This window comes from Anabaena sp. UHCC 0451, from assembly GCF_034931405.1.
Taxonomy (GTDB): domain Bacteria; phylum Cyanobacteriota; class Cyanobacteriia; order Cyanobacteriales; family Nostocaceae; genus RDYJ01.
Genome location: NZ_JAYGHA010000006.1, coordinates 61,142 through 75,621 on the forward strand (window position 1 = coordinate 61,142; position 14,480 = coordinate 75,621).

General features: G+C 36.8%; 19 protein-coding genes. 16 read left to right on the forward strand and 3 right to left on the reverse strand.

Going from position 1 to position 14,480, the window contains the following annotated elements; translation table 11 throughout:
* The first annotated feature begins 256 nt into the window (after window positions 1-256).
* The 6 genes from nifV (at window position 257) to VB694_RS06195 (ending at window position 4,887) form a co-directional block, all read left to right on the forward strand.
* On the forward strand, window positions 257-1,390 hold the full coding sequence (nifV, locus tag VB694_RS06170; RefSeq protein ID WP_323359434.1) for a homocitrate synthase: 1,134 nt from the start codon (window positions 257-259) through the stop codon (window positions 1,388-1,390).
* Window positions 1,377-1,664, forward strand: coding sequence for a nitrogen fixation protein NifZ (locus VB694_RS06175; RefSeq protein WP_323359435.1), 288 nt, complete (start codon window positions 1,377-1,379; stop codon window positions 1,662-1,664). Before nifV ends, VB694_RS06175 begins: the two co-directional genes overlap by 14 nt.
* On the forward strand, window positions 1,639-1,842 hold the full coding sequence (gene nifT / locus VB694_RS06180) for a putative nitrogen fixation protein NifT (RefSeq protein ID WP_323359436.1): 204 nt from the start codon (window positions 1,639-1,641) through the stop codon (window positions 1,840-1,842). Before VB694_RS06175 ends, nifT begins: the two co-directional genes overlap by 26 nt.
* Window positions 1,843-1,987: 145 nt before the next feature.
* Complete coding sequence (locus VB694_RS06185; protein WP_323359437.1) at window positions 1,988-2,524, forward strand: (2Fe-2S) ferredoxin domain-containing protein; 537 nt, start codon at window positions 1,988-1,990, stop codon at window positions 2,522-2,524.
* 432 nt (window positions 2,525-2,956) lie between these two features.
* Window positions 2,957-4,090, forward strand: coding sequence for a hypothetical protein (locus VB694_RS06190; RefSeq protein WP_323359438.1), 1,134 nt, complete (start codon window positions 2,957-2,959; stop codon window positions 4,088-4,090).
* Between the two features lie 32 nt (window positions 4,091-4,122).
* Window positions 4,123-4,887 carry a hypothetical protein gene (locus VB694_RS06195; protein ID WP_323359439.1) on the forward strand — a complete coding sequence of 255 codons (765 nt, stop codon included), beginning with the start codon at window positions 4,123-4,125 and terminating at the stop codon, window positions 4,885-4,887.
* Window positions 4,888-5,166: 279 nt separating this feature from the next.
* Here the strand turns inward: VB694_RS06195 and VB694_RS06200 are convergent, their stop codons facing one another.
* Window positions 5,167-6,396, reverse strand: a complete 1,230-nt coding sequence (locus VB694_RS06200) for a transposase (RefSeq protein ID WP_323359440.1) — start codon at window positions 6,394-6,396, stop codon at window positions 5,167-5,169.
* Between the two features lie 60 nt (window positions 6,397-6,456).
* On the opposite strand from VB694_RS06200, the gene VB694_RS06205 reads away from it, so the two are divergent.
* Complete coding sequence (locus tag VB694_RS06205; RefSeq protein WP_323359441.1) at window positions 6,457-6,651, forward strand: hypothetical protein; 195 nt, start codon at window positions 6,457-6,459, stop codon at window positions 6,649-6,651.
* Between the two features lie 285 nt (window positions 6,652-6,936).
* On the opposite strand, the gene mnmA is transcribed toward VB694_RS06205, so the two are convergent.
* Complete coding sequence (gene mnmA / locus VB694_RS06210; RefSeq protein WP_323359442.1) at window positions 6,937-7,992, reverse strand: tRNA 2-thiouridine(34) synthase MnmA; 1,056 nt, start codon at window positions 7,990-7,992, stop codon at window positions 6,937-6,939.
* A gap of 364 nt (window positions 7,993-8,356) precedes the next feature.
* Here mnmA and VB694_RS06215 point away from each other — a divergent pair, with 364 nt between their 5' ends.
* The 6 genes from VB694_RS06215 (at window position 8,357) to VB694_RS06240 (ending at window position 12,319) form a co-directional block, all read left to right on the forward strand.
* A complete protein-coding gene (locus VB694_RS06215) occupies window positions 8,357-9,127 on the forward strand; it encodes a hypothetical protein (RefSeq protein ID WP_323359443.1) in 771 nt (256 codons plus the stop codon).
* A 63-nt stretch (window positions 9,128-9,190) separates the two neighbouring features.
* The gene (locus VB694_RS06220; protein WP_323359444.1) at window positions 9,191-10,714 is read left to right on the forward strand and encodes an NAD(P)H-hydrate dehydratase; all 1,524 of its coding nucleotides are present in this window, start codon (window positions 9,191-9,193) and stop codon (window positions 10,712-10,714) included.
* A 108-nt stretch (window positions 10,715-10,822) separates the two neighbouring features.
* On the forward strand, window positions 10,823-11,278 hold the full coding sequence (locus VB694_RS06225; RefSeq protein ID WP_323359445.1) for a DUF29 domain-containing protein: 456 nt from the start codon (window positions 10,823-10,825) through the stop codon (window positions 11,276-11,278).
* Window positions 11,279-11,301: 23 nt separating this feature from the next.
* Window positions 11,302-11,526 carry a type II toxin-antitoxin system HicB family antitoxin gene (locus VB694_RS06230; RefSeq protein WP_323359446.1) on the forward strand — a complete coding sequence of 75 codons (225 nt, stop codon included), beginning with the start codon at window positions 11,302-11,304 and terminating at the stop codon, window positions 11,524-11,526.
* Between the two features lie 161 nt (window positions 11,527-11,687).
* Complete coding sequence (locus tag VB694_RS06235; RefSeq protein ID WP_323359447.1) at window positions 11,688-11,900, forward strand: type II toxin-antitoxin system HicB family antitoxin; 213 nt, start codon at window positions 11,688-11,690, stop codon at window positions 11,898-11,900.
* A gap of 206 nt (window positions 11,901-12,106) precedes the next feature.
* Complete coding sequence (locus tag VB694_RS06240) at window positions 12,107-12,319, forward strand: type II toxin-antitoxin system HicA family toxin (protein ID WP_323359448.1); 213 nt, start codon at window positions 12,107-12,109, stop codon at window positions 12,317-12,319.
* 296 nt (window positions 12,320-12,615) lie between these two features.
* On the opposite strand, the gene VB694_RS06245 is transcribed toward VB694_RS06240, so the two are convergent.
* Complete coding sequence (locus VB694_RS06245; protein ID WP_323359449.1) at window positions 12,616-12,951, reverse strand: hypothetical protein; 336 nt, start codon at window positions 12,949-12,951, stop codon at window positions 12,616-12,618.
* A gap of 299 nt (window positions 12,952-13,250) precedes the next feature.
* Here VB694_RS06245 and VB694_RS06250 point away from each other — a divergent pair, with 299 nt between their 5' ends.
* From VB694_RS06250 to VB694_RS06260, 3 genes are all read left to right on the forward strand, one after another.
* Window positions 13,251-13,565: a DUF4258 domain-containing protein gene (locus VB694_RS06250; protein WP_323359450.1), complete on the forward strand. Its 315-nt coding sequence runs from the start codon at window positions 13,251-13,253 to the stop codon at window positions 13,563-13,565.
* Window positions 13,566-13,652: 87 nt separating this feature from the next.
* On the forward strand, window positions 13,653-13,895 hold the full coding sequence (locus VB694_RS06255) for a YgiT-type zinc finger protein (protein WP_323359451.1): 243 nt from the start codon (window positions 13,653-13,655) through the stop codon (window positions 13,893-13,895).
* 68 nt (window positions 13,896-13,963) lie between these two features.
* Entirely contained in the window at window positions 13,964-14,425 is a 462-nt protein-coding gene (locus VB694_RS06260) for a DUF29 domain-containing protein (RefSeq protein ID WP_323359452.1), read from the forward strand.
* Window positions 14,426-14,480: the final 55 nt, after the last annotated feature.

Sequence of the window (14,480 nt, forward strand, 5' to 3'; positions counted from 1 at the left end):
TGTAGAGCATCCCCATCATGGCAGAAAAAACTCTTCTTAAATTATACCAAAATTTGGTTTCATATCATACAGATGTGGTGTGAGTTATTGAGCAATAATTAAATATTATAAAATTAAATATTATAAACTGTCTTGAATAACTCGTGTGATTTTAGCAGTTATCTAAAAATTTTTAATATTTGTTTTATATCTCTGATGGCTAGGAATTGTAGCGTTAAAGGGTATTAGTAAAAACTCGGCTAGAGGGATATTTGGGATGAGTCAAATTAGTATTAATGATACTACGTTACGTGATGGTGAACAAGCGGCAGGTGTTGCTTTTAACCTAGAAGAAAAAGTAGCGATCGCCAAATTTCTGGATGCCATTGGTGTTCCCGAATTAGAAGTCGGTATACCCGCAATGGGAGAAGAAGAAATTCGGGCAATTAAAGCAATTTCTAACTTAAATTTAGATGCTAAATTACTAGGTTGGAATCGCGCCGTAATCTCCGATATTAAAGCCTCTATTACCTGTGGATTAGAAAGAGTACATATCGCTATCCCCGTTTCTGGTATCCAAATTGCTGCTAAATTTCATGGACAATGGAGAGTCAGTTTACAACGACTTAAAGACTGTATTAACTTCGCTCTTGATCATGGTCTTTGGGTTGCTGTCGGAGGAGAAGATTCTTCTCGAGCAGATGAAAACTTCCTCGAAGATGTAGCTTTGTATGCTCAAGAATGGGGTGCGTCAAGATTTCGTTTTTGTGATACAGTTGGAGTTCTTGATCCCTTCGGAACTCACCTCAAAGTTAAGCGTCTTGTATCTACTTTATCAATTCCCTTAGAGATTCACACTCATAATGATTTTGGACTAGCAACTGCTAACGCTATTGCTGGTATTAAAGCTGGTGCAGTTTCTGTGAATACCACCGTTAATGGTTTAGGTGAAAGAGCAGGAAATGCAGCTTTAGAAGAAGTTGTCATGGCCATCAAATGTATCTACGGTGTTGATTTAGGAATTGACACTCGACATTTATTAGGACTGTCTCAATTAGTTGCTGCTGCTTCCGGTGCAAACGTCCCACCTTGGAAAGCAATTGTGGGAAAAAATACCTTTGCTCACGAGTCGGGAATTCATGCTGATGGTGTACTGAAAAACCCAGAAACTTATGAACCATTTTCACCAGAAGAAGTAGGTTGGGAACGTAGTTTAGTAGTAGGTAAACATTCTGGAAGGCATTTATTATCTAACTTATTAGCACAGTATGGCATCTTTTTGAATTCAGAAGAAACCCAATCTGTTTTAGATGCAGTCAGACATGAATCAACACTGAAAAAACGCAGTATCACTACAGAAGAATTGTTGAATTTAGTCAGTGAACAGAGGTATTCCCATGCAGCGCGATGAGATAGAACTGAATTCTCAACCAATTTTTGAAATTGGTCAAAAAGTCCGAATTAAGAAACTCATCAAAAATGATGGTACTTTTCCTGGTCGAGAAATTGGAGAAGTTTTAGCAAGAATTGGAGACGTTGGTTATGTATCCAGCATAGGAACTTTTTTACAGGCTTACTATATCTATGCTGTGCATTTTTTAGATACAGGGTACATCATCGGTTGTCGAAAAAGAGAACTAGAATCTGCTGAGGAAACACATGAAAGTAATGCTACGGATGAATGATGCTGGAACTTTGGTGGCCTACGTCGCTAAAAAAGACTTGGAAGAAGAAGTTGTTAAACAAACAGATAGTGATGCAGGTAAAGTTCTCACTTTAGCTAATGGTTGGGAATTAGAATTTAGTGAAATCCCAGCTAAGGAAAATTTACCTTTAACTGTGGAAGCTAAACGCCTCGCATAAAATTATCACAAGTTAGTAAAGATAGAAGGTAACAGGTAAAAACATATAAAAATATATTTTTCCTCTTCCTTCTGCCTTTCAATGAGCAAAAATACCCCAGTAATGTGGGGTTTATTATTTTATATTGCAAAATTGGGTTATCATTATGGGTAAACAGCATCAGACTGTATCAGAATTGAATTTTGAAGGACAGTTTTTAGGTTTTGTTGGTGATCAACCTAAAAAGTTTAAACATTTGCGTTTAGCAATTCCTTCAGGAAATGTGAAAATTAAAATACCTAAAGATTTGCGTTGTTCTCTGGTGACATCTTTAGTACCTGGTGAACAAATTCATATTGGTGCTATTAGTAAATTCAATCCCCGAACAAGTAAACTTAAATTCACAGCTTATCAAGTCCAAGCATCTGGTTTTTGTCCAATTCATCATCGACTCCCGGAAATAACAGCTAAGATTATGGTTTGTCAAAAATCTGGTTGTATGAAACGGGGAGGGAAAAATTTATTATCAGAGTTAGAAAAAACTTTGTGCGATCGCGGTTTGTTAGATAAAGTAAAAATTGAACATACCGATTGTCAAAAAAGTTGTAGCAGCGCCCCAAATTGTGTTTTAATGTTGGGTAAAAAGCAATACAAAAAAATTCATCCAGATGCGATCGCTTCTTTATTAGAGAATCATTTATGAAGATTATTTAAAGGTGCTAGAAATAGTGTAATAAAAATAAAGCTCACAATTATTCATCTGAAATTTGAAGATACCAGCCTTTTGTGAGCATAGAAAATTACTTTACACAAAATACATAATAAATATTTAATAAAAACTAAATTTGTGTTGTAAATGACTTTTTAAAAAATAGTAATAATGTAGCAGTTTTCGTCTTTAATTCTTGTCCGGAGATGTTGAATTAAGGTCTGTAGGAATGTTATATTAGAGGATATTTTAAAAGGGTCTTTTACTATCATAATTATCACAGTTAAGCATCTCTGTACATTGGTGAAACTTTAATTTACCGTTGTATTTAAACTCAGTGATAACTATCAAATCTACCTTTCGGTACTTTACAAACATCCTCTTAGTTCAATAATTAGATTGTATAAGAGTGTGAGGACTATAACTTTGAATAAATGCCAATTTGCCAATGTAATTACTGCTAATTGGCTGCTGTTGATGGGAATAAATCTATTAGGTGGTCTTTTCCTATCTACATCTGTTGCCATTAAAGCTGCATCTGCGGTTGATAAATCAGTTGCTGATACCACAAGCAAGGAATTAACGACCAAGCAAAAAGTAGAATCCACTGAAAATATTAGCCAAAAATCCCAACATTCAGCTGCTGAATTAAAACAACGTTTAATTCAAATCAAACAACCACAAACTATCATCCAAAAGATAGATGCTTCTAGTAATTTAGGTGATACATTTGGTGAAGCTAAGAAACTTTATCCTACTCAGCCCCAAACTATCACTCAACAGATAGATGACTCTGAAAATTTAGGTGATAAATTAGGGGATATTAATCAATTACGCCAGGATTTATTAGTTGAACCTCTTGTTAAAATAACTCCTCTACCCAAACGCACCTATCAGCCTGGACTCAGTTTTGGCGCTCCCAGTGCTTTCGGGGCTGCCTGGGGTGACTTATTTATAGTAGGATCGGGCGCTACAGCAGGTAAAAGTAGGGCAGGAAATCCAGACGCAAGTATGAGTGCAGGTTTTGGTTTAGGAGATGCCTACAACCTAATTGGTTTGGAACTTACCTTCAACAACGGTAGTATCAAAAACTTCGGTTACAACGGTACTTTTGACTTCAAAGCTCACCGCGTTGTTTATGCAAAAGGCAACACACAAGTTGCTGTAGCTGGTGGCTTGAATACCTTTGCTCAGTATGGTAATGAAGGTATTAGACCTTCCAGCGCCTATGGTGTCATCACAACATACTCTCTTTTACAGCCTAACAACCCCTTCAATCCCCTGGCCATCTCCTTTTCTCTAGGAGCAGGTGGTGGCGACTTCCGACAAGGCGATGAGAGTACAGGTATATTTGCGGGAATGGGTCTACAAATTCATCCCCAGGTGGGTATAGGTGTAGGTTGGAGTGGAGTAGGTTTAAATGCTGGTATATCAGTAGTTCCTGTGCCTACCATTCCCTTAACAATTACCGCCCAAGGTGCCGATCTCACAGATAATAGTTTCGGCGGTTCCGTATTTGTTCTGACTGTGGGCTATGGTTTCAATTTTTTGCCTAGATAAACGCTTCAATATCTTCAATGTAGAGAATAACCATGTTAAAAATCAGAACCTTGATTATCGCTCTCGTTTTTGCACCTTTAATTTCACTTTCTTTGCAGTTAACGAATCAAGCTCAAACTAATTCACCAAGTAAAGGTGTAGCAGGATCTGGAAGTGGAGGTGGAAACACTGGCTCAAATAATACCCCTGTTTCATCACCGAGTAAAGGTACAGCAGGATCTGGAAGTGGAGGTGGAAACACTGGCTCAAATAATAACCCTGTTTCATCACCGAGTAAAGGTGTAGCAGGATCTGCAAGCGGTGCTACACCTAATATCATTGTCACAAAGGCAGCGGATGGTTCTGTAAGTATTAATCTTTCACCTATGGCTGTACGTGAGTTGCAAGTTGTCGTTGATCGTCTCATTAGCAGTGGTAGTTTGAGGATATTCTTACCGATTAACGCTAATAGACTGGAAATATCCTTAATTTTCAATGGGCTTCCTTCACAATTAGCAAAAGACTTAACAGGTGCAGCATCTCAGATTGTCCAATTTTCCCGTACTTCCAGTCTACCTTCACTTGAGTTACCACAAGCACGGCTAGTAGCCAGTATTAAAGCTGCAAAAGCCGATTCAACTAGCAATGAAGCAAATGAGTTAGTAACTGTGAACGCTAACAAACTGAACGAAACTATTAATATCTATAACAAGATTGTACTGGAGAGCGATCCAGCAACTCTTCAGAAGCTTTCACGCAACTCCAACTTTGTGGAAATTGGTAAAACTCTAACAACATTAAGGTCTGCAATCAATTAGAGAACTCCACAAAAAACATGATCCAATAGTGTAGGGGTAATTCATGAATTACCCCTACTTTCGCGGAAGCTTTAGGGGAATGATATTAAAACAGGATCAATCATTCTATGGAGTTCACTTAGTATAGCAATGGACAGGGTGGTTAGGACATTAACTAATGATCAAACTCAAATACAAATAGACTTTCAACCCAGTCCCCAGTCCCCAGTCCCCAGTCACCTGCTATATTAGACATCTTCGTTGACACTCTCCGGGCTAAAGCCACGGAGATTCTACATTCTACGTCAGAACTTGCTCAACCAGATTTGCATCAAGTAGAGTAGAGGTTTCAACTCCTGTAGCGTTACTTTGGGGATGCCCTCCCCTAGCTGAGACAGCCGCTTGTGAGGGTTTCCCGACTTGTGCGGACTGTCGTTGCTGGGCAAGATTTAAAATATTTACTGCTGCATTCACGTCTCTTTGAAGTTCGCAACCACAACTACATTTATGAGTACGGGTTGAAAGAGATTTTTTCACAATTGCCCCACAATTACTGCATTTTTGTGATGTGTAATGTGGAGTAACAGCAACCACAACACTGTTAAACTTCACAGCAAAATATTCTAACCATTGACGAAAACTAGACCAAGCCGCATCATTAATTGACTTAGCAAGACAATGATTTTTTACCATGTTCTTAACACTTAAATCTTCATAAGCTACTAAAGCGTTAGCTTTGTTTACGTTACGCGCTGTTCTTTTAGCGTGTTCATGACGTTGCCTACTTACTTTTAAATGTTTTCGAGCATATCTAGCCCGTGCTTTACGTCTTTGGTTTTTACCTTTCTCTTTCGTGTAGATTCGACGTTGAGCGTGTTTGATGGATTTTTCTGCTTTTCTTAGAAACCGGGGATTTGGTTCATGATGTCCATTAGAATCAGAGTAAAAATACTCCAAACCGACATCTAAACCGACTTCACCATCAGCTATTCTAGGTTCTTGTTTAACTTCTGTATCTACACAGAATTGAACATAGAAACCATCAGCACGTTTAACAATTCTGACTCGCTTAATTAACTTAACTGGGTATGTATGAATATCCCATTTACCCAATAATTTAAGCTCACCAATACATTTTTTATCAGTAAAGGTGATACGTCTTTTTGTTGGGTGTAATGACCATCCAGAAGTCTTATATTCAACTGAACGGTTATCTTTTTGGAATCTAGGATATCCCTTTTTACCTACAACTTTCTGTTTACAGTTGTCGTAAAATCTCTGAATTGCTTGCCATGCTCTTTCAGTTGCAGACTGACAAGCCATTGAATTTAATTCTTCTACAAAATTAAACTCTTTCCGTAGTGCTGTTGAGTAATTATTTAATGCAATTCTGTTAACTTTTGATTCTTTTGGTGAGTCCATCCAGTAACGAATAGCTTTATTTCTGACAAACTGAGTTGTCCTGATTGCTTCGTTAATAGCTTGTTTTTGACATTGGTTGCATTTGACTTTGTACTCTAACACCAGCACTACTTCATCACCTCCTGAACCTATGCTAAACTAAGTTTAGTTTATGCTGATATTCTAAATATGTCAATAGGAAAAGGACAAAAGAGAGTTAAAAATACACCAGTTTTTTATGATGAGATGAAAAAACGAAGAGGTATTAACTTAACTGATACAGCTTGGGAAATTTTGGCTAGACAAGCCAAAATAGAGAACATTAGCGTCTCTGAATTAATTGAAAGATATGCTAGAAGATTGAATCAGTCTAACTGCCCCTAAAGGGGCGAGCCGTTCGCCTACATCCACTGTCTCAAGCACAATAAAGTATCAACGCCTTGCTCATACCATTTCTTTATGAGGCTGCGCTGAATTTTGTAACCTTGTCTTTTCCTCCTCTGTGTTCTCTGTGTCTCTGTGGTTCGTTCCTTTCTAAATTTGGCGCATCTTTATACAGAATTGGTATCAGATACTTTATTTCAGTGGTTTTGGCTCACTCGATTTTCTTATAAAAATTGTAGAGACGTTTCATGGAGCGTCTCTACAATTTGCTTAACTAGATATCTACTAACTAAACTGTTCAATTATTCCCCCACCCAATACCTTATCCCCTTCATACCAAACTGCTGCTTGTCCAGCGGTAATACTGAATTGAGGTTCATCAAACACCAACCGCACACGGTCATTTTCTAAGGGTATGACTGTCACGGGTACGGGTTGGGAACGATAACGAATTTGCACTTCTGCACGGATGGGGGTTGCTGGTTCAGCAATAGACACCCAATTTACTCGGTTTACTGTACATTCTGCTTGAGTTCCTTTGGTGCGATCGCCTACAATTACTTTGTTATTAACTGAATCCAATTCAATCACATACAAAGGTTCAGCCGCAGCAATTCCTAAGCCTTTTCGCTGACCAATAGTGTAATGATGGACACCATCATGTTGTCCTAAAACCTTCCCAGTGGTATCCACAATATCACCGGGTTTTGGCGCTAAATATTTATCTAAAAATGCCCGCATAGAACCGTTACTTTCTACTAAGCATAAATCTTGACTTTCTGGTTTATCGGCTGTTGTTAAACCATATTCAGCCGCAATTCTGCGGGTATCGGTTTTATTCAATTCTCCCAAGGGAAAGATAGAAGAACCTAATAAATCTTGAGATAAATCATACAGAAAATATGACTGGTCTTTATTGCGGTCAACTGCACGTAACAATTGATAACGTCCAGTATTTGCATCATAGCGAATTTGGGCATAATGACCTGTAGCGATCGCATTACTTCCCAATTTTTCCCGCGCATATTCCACCATTGGTCCAAATTTTACCGTCTTGTTACATTGCGAGCAAGGTAAGGGCGTAATTCCCATACTGTAACCAGACACTACATAATCAATAATATTGGCTTGAAAGACATCCCGAATATCGACAATTTCGTGGGGAATGCCCAATTGTTCGCAAATACTAGCCGCGTCGATCATTCCTTCAGAGCAACATTGCCCTTTGCCTTTCATTAGCCAAAGGGTTAAACCAATTACATCATAGCCCTGATTGTGTAACATAGCGGCAGCTACAGAACTGTCCACGCCACCAGAAAGACCAACGACAACTTTTTTCATAATTCACACTTTTAACAGTGCTTGCTACTGATTTTTAATGGGAGATAGTTTTCTACCCTAAACAAAGCGCGAGACTGTTAAATTGTAGCATAAGTTCCTGAAAAGCTTTGTTAGCAAGCAACTTTTAGTTTTAGTCCTGTAAGCGTTGAGCAATGCTGAATTCTTCTATGTTGGGGTTTTAACCCTCTCGGTAATTTTCCCTTAGCTGATTACAATAATAGCTAGTACCGCTTCGCGGAAGTCAAAAGTCAAAAGTCAAAAGTCAAAAGTAATATGGAATCAGCTTTTGAACGATTGAGAATAGTCCCTTAACTTACGCCGCAGTGTACTAATAGTAAATTTCTGCTCTACTTGGTTACAAAATATGGCTATTTTAACAGCACATCAAAGAATTCCCGTATCCATACTTTCCCTGCTTGTAAGTGGATGCTTGGCTCTAAATTCTCAAAATAACCCAGCACAGGCGCAAACAGTTAAAAATCAGTTTTTATTAACACAAACAGCATTACCGCAATTGCAACCAACGGGAGCAGTGGAATTTTATCAAAATAACCAAAATTATCAACCTTCCCCAACTACAGAAATTAGTCAATATGGGCAAAACTTAGAGCGATATGTTGTCTATGTTAATAGCGATAATAATCAAGTTCTACAACGAGTCCGTCAAATTGAAAGTAGTGCTTATATTCGGCAATTTAATGGACGTAATATCATCCAATCTGGCGTTTTTAGCAAACCATCTCATGCCCAACAGCGTATTAGAGAATTAGAATCAAATGGTATTCGTGGTGCAGGTATTCTTAACTTCTCTAACCCAGAGCAAATATCCTATTATTCTGCTAGGGAAATACCCTATTCTACTGGAGATAATTTTCGCACTGTTAGTCCTAGTGTTCAACGAGAACAGGCTAAATCGTACTATGTTATCATTCCCACTAGCATTAATAATTTACGCTATTTAGGGCAAGAAATTCAGCAGAAAATAGCTAGAAATACCAATGTTTTTCTGAGAACTCAGCCACGAGGAGCGCATATAGCTGTAGGGGGTTTTAAAGACCGCTCGGAAGCAGAACAATGGAATAATTATCTGAAAAATTTAGGTTACAGTAATGCTAGGGTTTATTATGGAAAATGAGGGATTGGGGATTGGGTAAAAATAATTAATAACTAATGGCTAATGACTAATGGTTAATAACTAATGAATAAAGAACAAATAGTAGTTACATCTGTCCAAATGCGTGACATTGAAGGGCGAATATTTGCTGCGGGAATGCCTGTAGCAGCATTGATGGAAAAAGTAGCAGGATTAATTAGCAACAGGTTAAAATCTATCATTCCCAAAGGTCAAACTGTAGGAATTTTAGTGGGTTCTGGACACAATGGAGGAGATGCTTTAGTTGTCGCTCGTGAATTACATTTTCGTGGTTATCAAGTTTGGATTTATCAACCTTTTTCCAAACTCAAAGAATTAACTTCTCAACATTTTCAATATGCTCAAAGTTTGGGAATTCCTTGTTTTCAAAAACTTGCCGAATTACCAAGTTGTGATTTTTTTGTTGATGGTTTATTTGGTTTTGGTTTAGAAAGAGAAATTACTGGGAATATTGCAGAAGCAATTAATCATTTTAATGACTGGAATAAACCAATTTTTAGTATTGACTTACCTTCTGGTTTACATACAGATACAGGTGAGGTTTTAGGTACTGCTATTAAAGCAACTCATACATTTTGTTTAGGTTTATGGAAACAGGGTTTATTGCAAGAACAAGCATTAGAATATATTGGACAAGCGGAATTAATTGATTTTGATATTCCCTTAGCAGATATTCATGCTGTTTTAGGTGAAGTTCCCAAAATCAAACGCATTACTAAAACCACAGTAATCCAAACTTTACCTTTACCCCGTCCCCCAGTTACACATAAATATAAAGCCGGACATTTACTATTAATTTGTGGTTCACGACGTTATGCTGGAGGAGCAATTTTAACAGGTTTGGGTGCGCGTGCTTCGGGGATAGGAATGTTATCAATTGCTGTACCGGAATCTATTAAACCTTTGTTAGTTTCCCATTTACCAGAAGCTTTAATCATTGAATGTCCTGAAACAGAAACCGGGGCAATTTCCCATTTACAATTACCAGAAAAAACAGATTTAAGTTCATTTACTGCAATTGCTTGTGGACCCGGTTTAACAAAAGATGCAACCCCAATAGTTGAACAGGTAATTAATAGTGAAGTTCCTTTAATTCTCGATGCTGATGCTTTAAATATCTTGGCAGAATTAGGAACTATTGACACTTTACAAAAACGCAAAATCACAACAATTCTCACTCCCCATACAGGCGAATTTCATCGTTTATTTCCTGATATTGATTTTCAAGATAGGGTAAAAGCAGTACAAACAGCAGCATCACAAACGGGGTCTATAGTGCTGTTAAAAGGGGCTAGAACAGCTATATCTAATCCTCAAGGTGTATTTTGGATAAATCCTGAAAGTACACCAGCTTTAGCCCGTGGTGGTAGCGGCGATGTTTTAACTGGTCTAATGGGGGGAATTTTGGCGCAGGTTGCTAATAAACAAGTTAATATTGAAGATGTGGTAGCAACTGCGGCTTGGTGGCATTCTCAAGCAGGTATTTTAGCAGTAAAAGAAAGGACAGAATTAGGTGTTGATGCTTTTAATTTGACGCAATATTTGATGAGGGTTTTAGTAACAATTTAGGTGAGGTGATAAGATCCCCGACTTCTTTTGTTTATTGTGTCCATAAATGATAAATTGATCTTAGAAGTCGGGGATCTGGGGATTGATCAAAAACTAGGAGGGATATAAATGATAAATCAATCTTTCGTCAATACTCAAACTCTCTATGATCAAGATTTTTATTTATGGACAAAAGCAATTGTCGAGCAGTTGCAAGAAAATAGATTTAATGAAATAGATATACCTAATTTAATTGAAGAAATTGAAAGCATGGGTAGAAGTGAAAAACGGGAGTTAAAAAGCCGTTTAATTGTGCTATTGATGCACTTACTAAAATGGCAATATCAACCTGAAAAACGCAGTGAAAGTTGGCGCAGTACGATTACAGAACAACGTATTTGTATTGAAGCATTATTGGAAGATAGTCCTAGTTTGCAGCCTTTACTTACAGAAGTATTTGCAGATTGTTATGAAAAATCTCGTCTGAAAGCATCTGAAGAAACAGGGATTAAGTTGAATTTCTTTCCTAAAGAATCTCCTTTTACTTTAGATGAGACTTTGAATGATTATTTTTTAAATAATTGAACTATATTAACAGGTAAATATCAATGAATTTTTACACAGTTGTACTCAGACAAAGTTCTAGTTATTGGGTGGGTTTATGTTTAGGAAATGGTATTGTTGGACAGGGAGATACTCAAGAAGATGCAGTTAATAAATTAAAGGAAGCAATTGAATCTTTTGAAGATGTTTATGAATCAGAAGATAATGTTTATAAATCGGCTGTTTCTATAGATGAATTACATGAATTTTTGTTATTTGAAGGAAAATAAAAAACAATCATAAATCTATGAAGTAAGGAAAGTTTCTTTATAAGAAAAGCGCTTTCCTAAAATTAAAAGATATAATTAAGCTTTTAGTAGTTACCATACTTTTAGAGAGTATGCTATGATTGATTAGCAAACTAAAAAAACAACTAATCAGGTCTTTGCATATGATATCACTGCAAGACTACACAAGCGTTGTAACGCTAGATGATAATGGAACATTTTTAGCTTATGTTCCTGCTATTCCTAGTTGTCATGCTTGGGGAACAACTAAGGATGAAGCATTGAGAGAGCTTGCCTGTGTTTTTGAGATGATTCAGGAAGAATATGAAGAAGAAGGGCGATCACTGCCGTCTGATGTAGAACTTATGGTAGCTTAAGAAAAATACTTTTACTATGTAACTTACTGCTTACACTCTCAATAACCAATAAAAATTGGAACATGAAGGGTCAACAGTATATGTTGACACTGTATTTCTTTTGAGTTACTATTTACTTAGTACCTAGCTGCACCTTGGCAAGTTAATAGTGTGTTTGAAGAGATTGATGACTTCTAACCGTCCATTAACGTCGTAGAGGTAACACTATGCCACAAAAAGTCAAGGTTATTGAGAAAGTCCTCAAGACTCTCGGTTTTGAGCAAACAAGGAAGAAGTGTTCCCACTCTCGCTGGAAGCATCCAGATGGACGAGCAACTACAGTATCAAGTCATGGTTCTAATGAGCTTGGAACTGGACTATTTAAGAGAATCCTTAAAGATATTGACATAACAGAAGAAGAATTTAATAAATTAATTTAAAGAACCACTATTATTGTAATCCGAGTAAAATATTAAAAAATTTATGATAAGGAAAGGAGTAAAGGGATGATATAGTATTTCTAAGTATATCCGAGTATATCCGATGTTGTCGGGGTGAAATTAGGAATATCTTGTTAAAGCATCATCTATCAAGCACACTAAATAAGCTAGAAACACCATAGTATGTTTAACGATGGTGTTTTTTGTATCCTAATTCAGTACAATCACTTAATTCGCATATAGTAAAATTATCTACTTTGCTTTATATCTACTATACGCTCTGATTTCAATAGTTATTAGCAACCTATAGCATCCCTAAGTTTCCGCTTCAAATCACTAGAAATAGGTAAATCATTAATTTCTTTACACAATTTTGCTACTGGCTCTTTTTTCTTGCGTTCCAGATATATTCCTGTTAAAAGACCATCAATACCATATTTACTGAGAGCATCTGCTACTAATCCAGCAACTCCAAGAGCCGCAATACCACCTATCATTCCAAAAGGTCCACCCAAAGCTGCTAAGGCCGTAGTTATAGCAGCACCTCCTGCAAGACCAGTAGCTGCCATCGTCACTACAAGCAATACACCAGGCATACCTAAAGCAGCAACCTTTCTGACTACTTCATCCATATACTTATTAATTTATTTACTTAACTCATGACCATTTTATTTTACACGCAGAACCAGCACAACTGACCATAAATATATGTAAAGGAAATATGTTAATGTGATAGCTTTTCGTTTAGCTGGTGATGTACCATAGCAAAGCTAACCAAAGGTATAACTTCTTGGCTGTGGGGTATGAAAGGCGATTGCTTCATATCTAGCTTAAAAAATGACACATCTTCTACCCACAAATCTGACAAAAGCGTGTTATAATTAAAACTATATAGTATAGTAACCTCTTTTATACTCACTCACCCTAATTTATGATTAACAATATTATTGCAGCGATTAACTTGAATCAGGTTGTCGTAACTCGTCATGCAAAAGAAGAAGCAGAGAACGATAACTTAGTCATAGACGAAATTAATCTTTCTGTCACTCAAGGAGGAGAGATAATCGAAGATTATCCAAATGCTACCCCCTATCCTAGTTGCTTGATTTATGGACTCAATGGGAAAGGTGATCCTATTCATAGTGTGTGGGCATATAATAAAGATACAGGGTTCGCAGTGCTAATTACTGTCTATTGTCCTGATCCAAATAAATGGATTAATTGGCGAATTAGAAAAAAAGACTGAGAATCTAAATCAAACTAAATTACTACCCTAGATAGGACTGTCTAAGTCTTATCTAGTAACAGTTCCAATATATAGGAGTTAATAATTATGCTTCCCATTGATAAATGTGTTGTTTGTAATGGCAACTTATTAGAAACTAAAGTTACAGAAATTATTAAAGGTGGTGGTAATACCGCAACATTAAAAGTTAATGCTTTAGTTTGCCAAAATTGTGGAGAACGTTTTTATCATGCAGATACAATCAGAATATTTGAAACTATTAAACTGAAATTAGAAAGACAAGAAACTCAAGATTTAATTCCCGTTGGTCAATCTTTTGAAGTTGCATGATAAACAAGTTAACATGGAATCTTTAAAGATATAATATTGGTAAGGAACCAGAGGAGGTTAAAAAATATATGACAGCACCTCAACCAACAGTAACCACAAACGCTAATCTTTACGAACAAGATTTTTACCTGTGGATAGAAACAACAGCCAAACAATTAACAGCAGGGAATTTTGCAGAAATTGATTTAGTAAATCTGATTGAAGAAATCGAAAGCATGGGAAGAAGTGAAAAAAGAGCATTAGAAAGTAATTTAGTAGTGCTTTTAATGCACCTGTTAAAATATAAATATCAGCCAGAAAAACGCTCTAAAAGTTGGCTTTCGACTATCTTTGAACATCGTCGGAGATTAAATAAACATTTCCAAGATAGTCCTAGTCTAAAAAAATATTTTTTAGAAACGTTTGCAGAGTGTTATCAAGATGCACGTCAGCAAGCATCTATAGAAACTGGTTTAGAGTTAGATATTTTTCCCTTAGAATCTCCTTTTAATACAGATGAATGTTTAAATCAAGATTTTTTACCTGATTAAATAGGGCTTGCTGTTCGCGGAGCGTACCGTCAGGCATATAAATGTAAAACCTAGA

Coding starts and splice junctions, on each gene's coding strand:
- nifV (WP_323359434.1), top strand. CDS start 257: ATGAGTCAAATTAGTATTAATGATACTACGTTACGTGATGGTGAACAA.
- VB694_RS06175 (WP_323359435.1), top strand. CDS start 1,377: ATGCAGCGCGATGAGATAGAACTGAATTCTCAACCAATTTTTGAAATT.
- nifT (WP_323359436.1), top strand. CDS start 1,639: ATGAAAGTAATGCTACGGATGAATGATGCTGGAACTTTGGTGGCCTAC.
- VB694_RS06185 (WP_323359437.1), top strand. CDS start 1,988: ATGGGTAAACAGCATCAGACTGTATCAGAATTGAATTTTGAAGGACAG.
- VB694_RS06195 (WP_323359439.1), top strand. CDS start 4,123: ATGTTAAAAATCAGAACCTTGATTATCGCTCTCGTTTTTGCACCTTTA.
- VB694_RS06205 (WP_323359441.1), top strand. CDS start 6,457: ATGTCAATAGGAAAAGGACAAAAGAGAGTTAAAAATACACCAGTTTTT.
- mnmA (WP_323359442.1), bottom strand. CDS start 7,992: ATGAAAAAAGTTGTCGTTGGTCTTTCTGGTGGCGTGGACAGTTCTGTA.
- VB694_RS06215 (WP_323359443.1), top strand. CDS start 8,357: ATGGCTATTTTAACAGCACATCAAAGAATTCCCGTATCCATACTTTCC.
- VB694_RS06220 (WP_323359444.1), top strand. CDS start 9,191: ATGAATAAAGAACAAATAGTAGTTACATCTGTCCAAATGCGTGACATT.
- VB694_RS06225 (WP_323359445.1), top strand. CDS start 10,823: ATGATAAATCAATCTTTCGTCAATACTCAAACTCTCTATGATCAAGAT.
- VB694_RS06230 (WP_323359446.1), top strand. CDS start 11,302: ATGAATTTTTACACAGTTGTACTCAGACAAAGTTCTAGTTATTGGGTG.
- VB694_RS06235 (WP_323359447.1), top strand. CDS start 11,688: ATGATATCACTGCAAGACTACACAAGCGTTGTAACGCTAGATGATAAT.
- VB694_RS06240 (WP_323359448.1), top strand. CDS start 12,107: ATGCCACAAAAAGTCAAGGTTATTGAGAAAGTCCTCAAGACTCTCGGT.
- VB694_RS06245 (WP_323359449.1), bottom strand. CDS start 12,951: ATGGATGAAGTAGTCAGAAAGGTTGCTGCTTTAGGTATGCCTGGTGTA.
- VB694_RS06250 (WP_323359450.1), top strand. CDS start 13,251: ATGATTAACAATATTATTGCAGCGATTAACTTGAATCAGGTTGTCGTA.
- VB694_RS06255 (WP_323359451.1), top strand. CDS start 13,653: ATGCTTCCCATTGATAAATGTGTTGTTTGTAATGGCAACTTATTAGAA.
- VB694_RS06260 (WP_323359452.1), top strand. CDS start 13,964: ATGACAGCACCTCAACCAACAGTAACCACAAACGCTAATCTTTACGAA.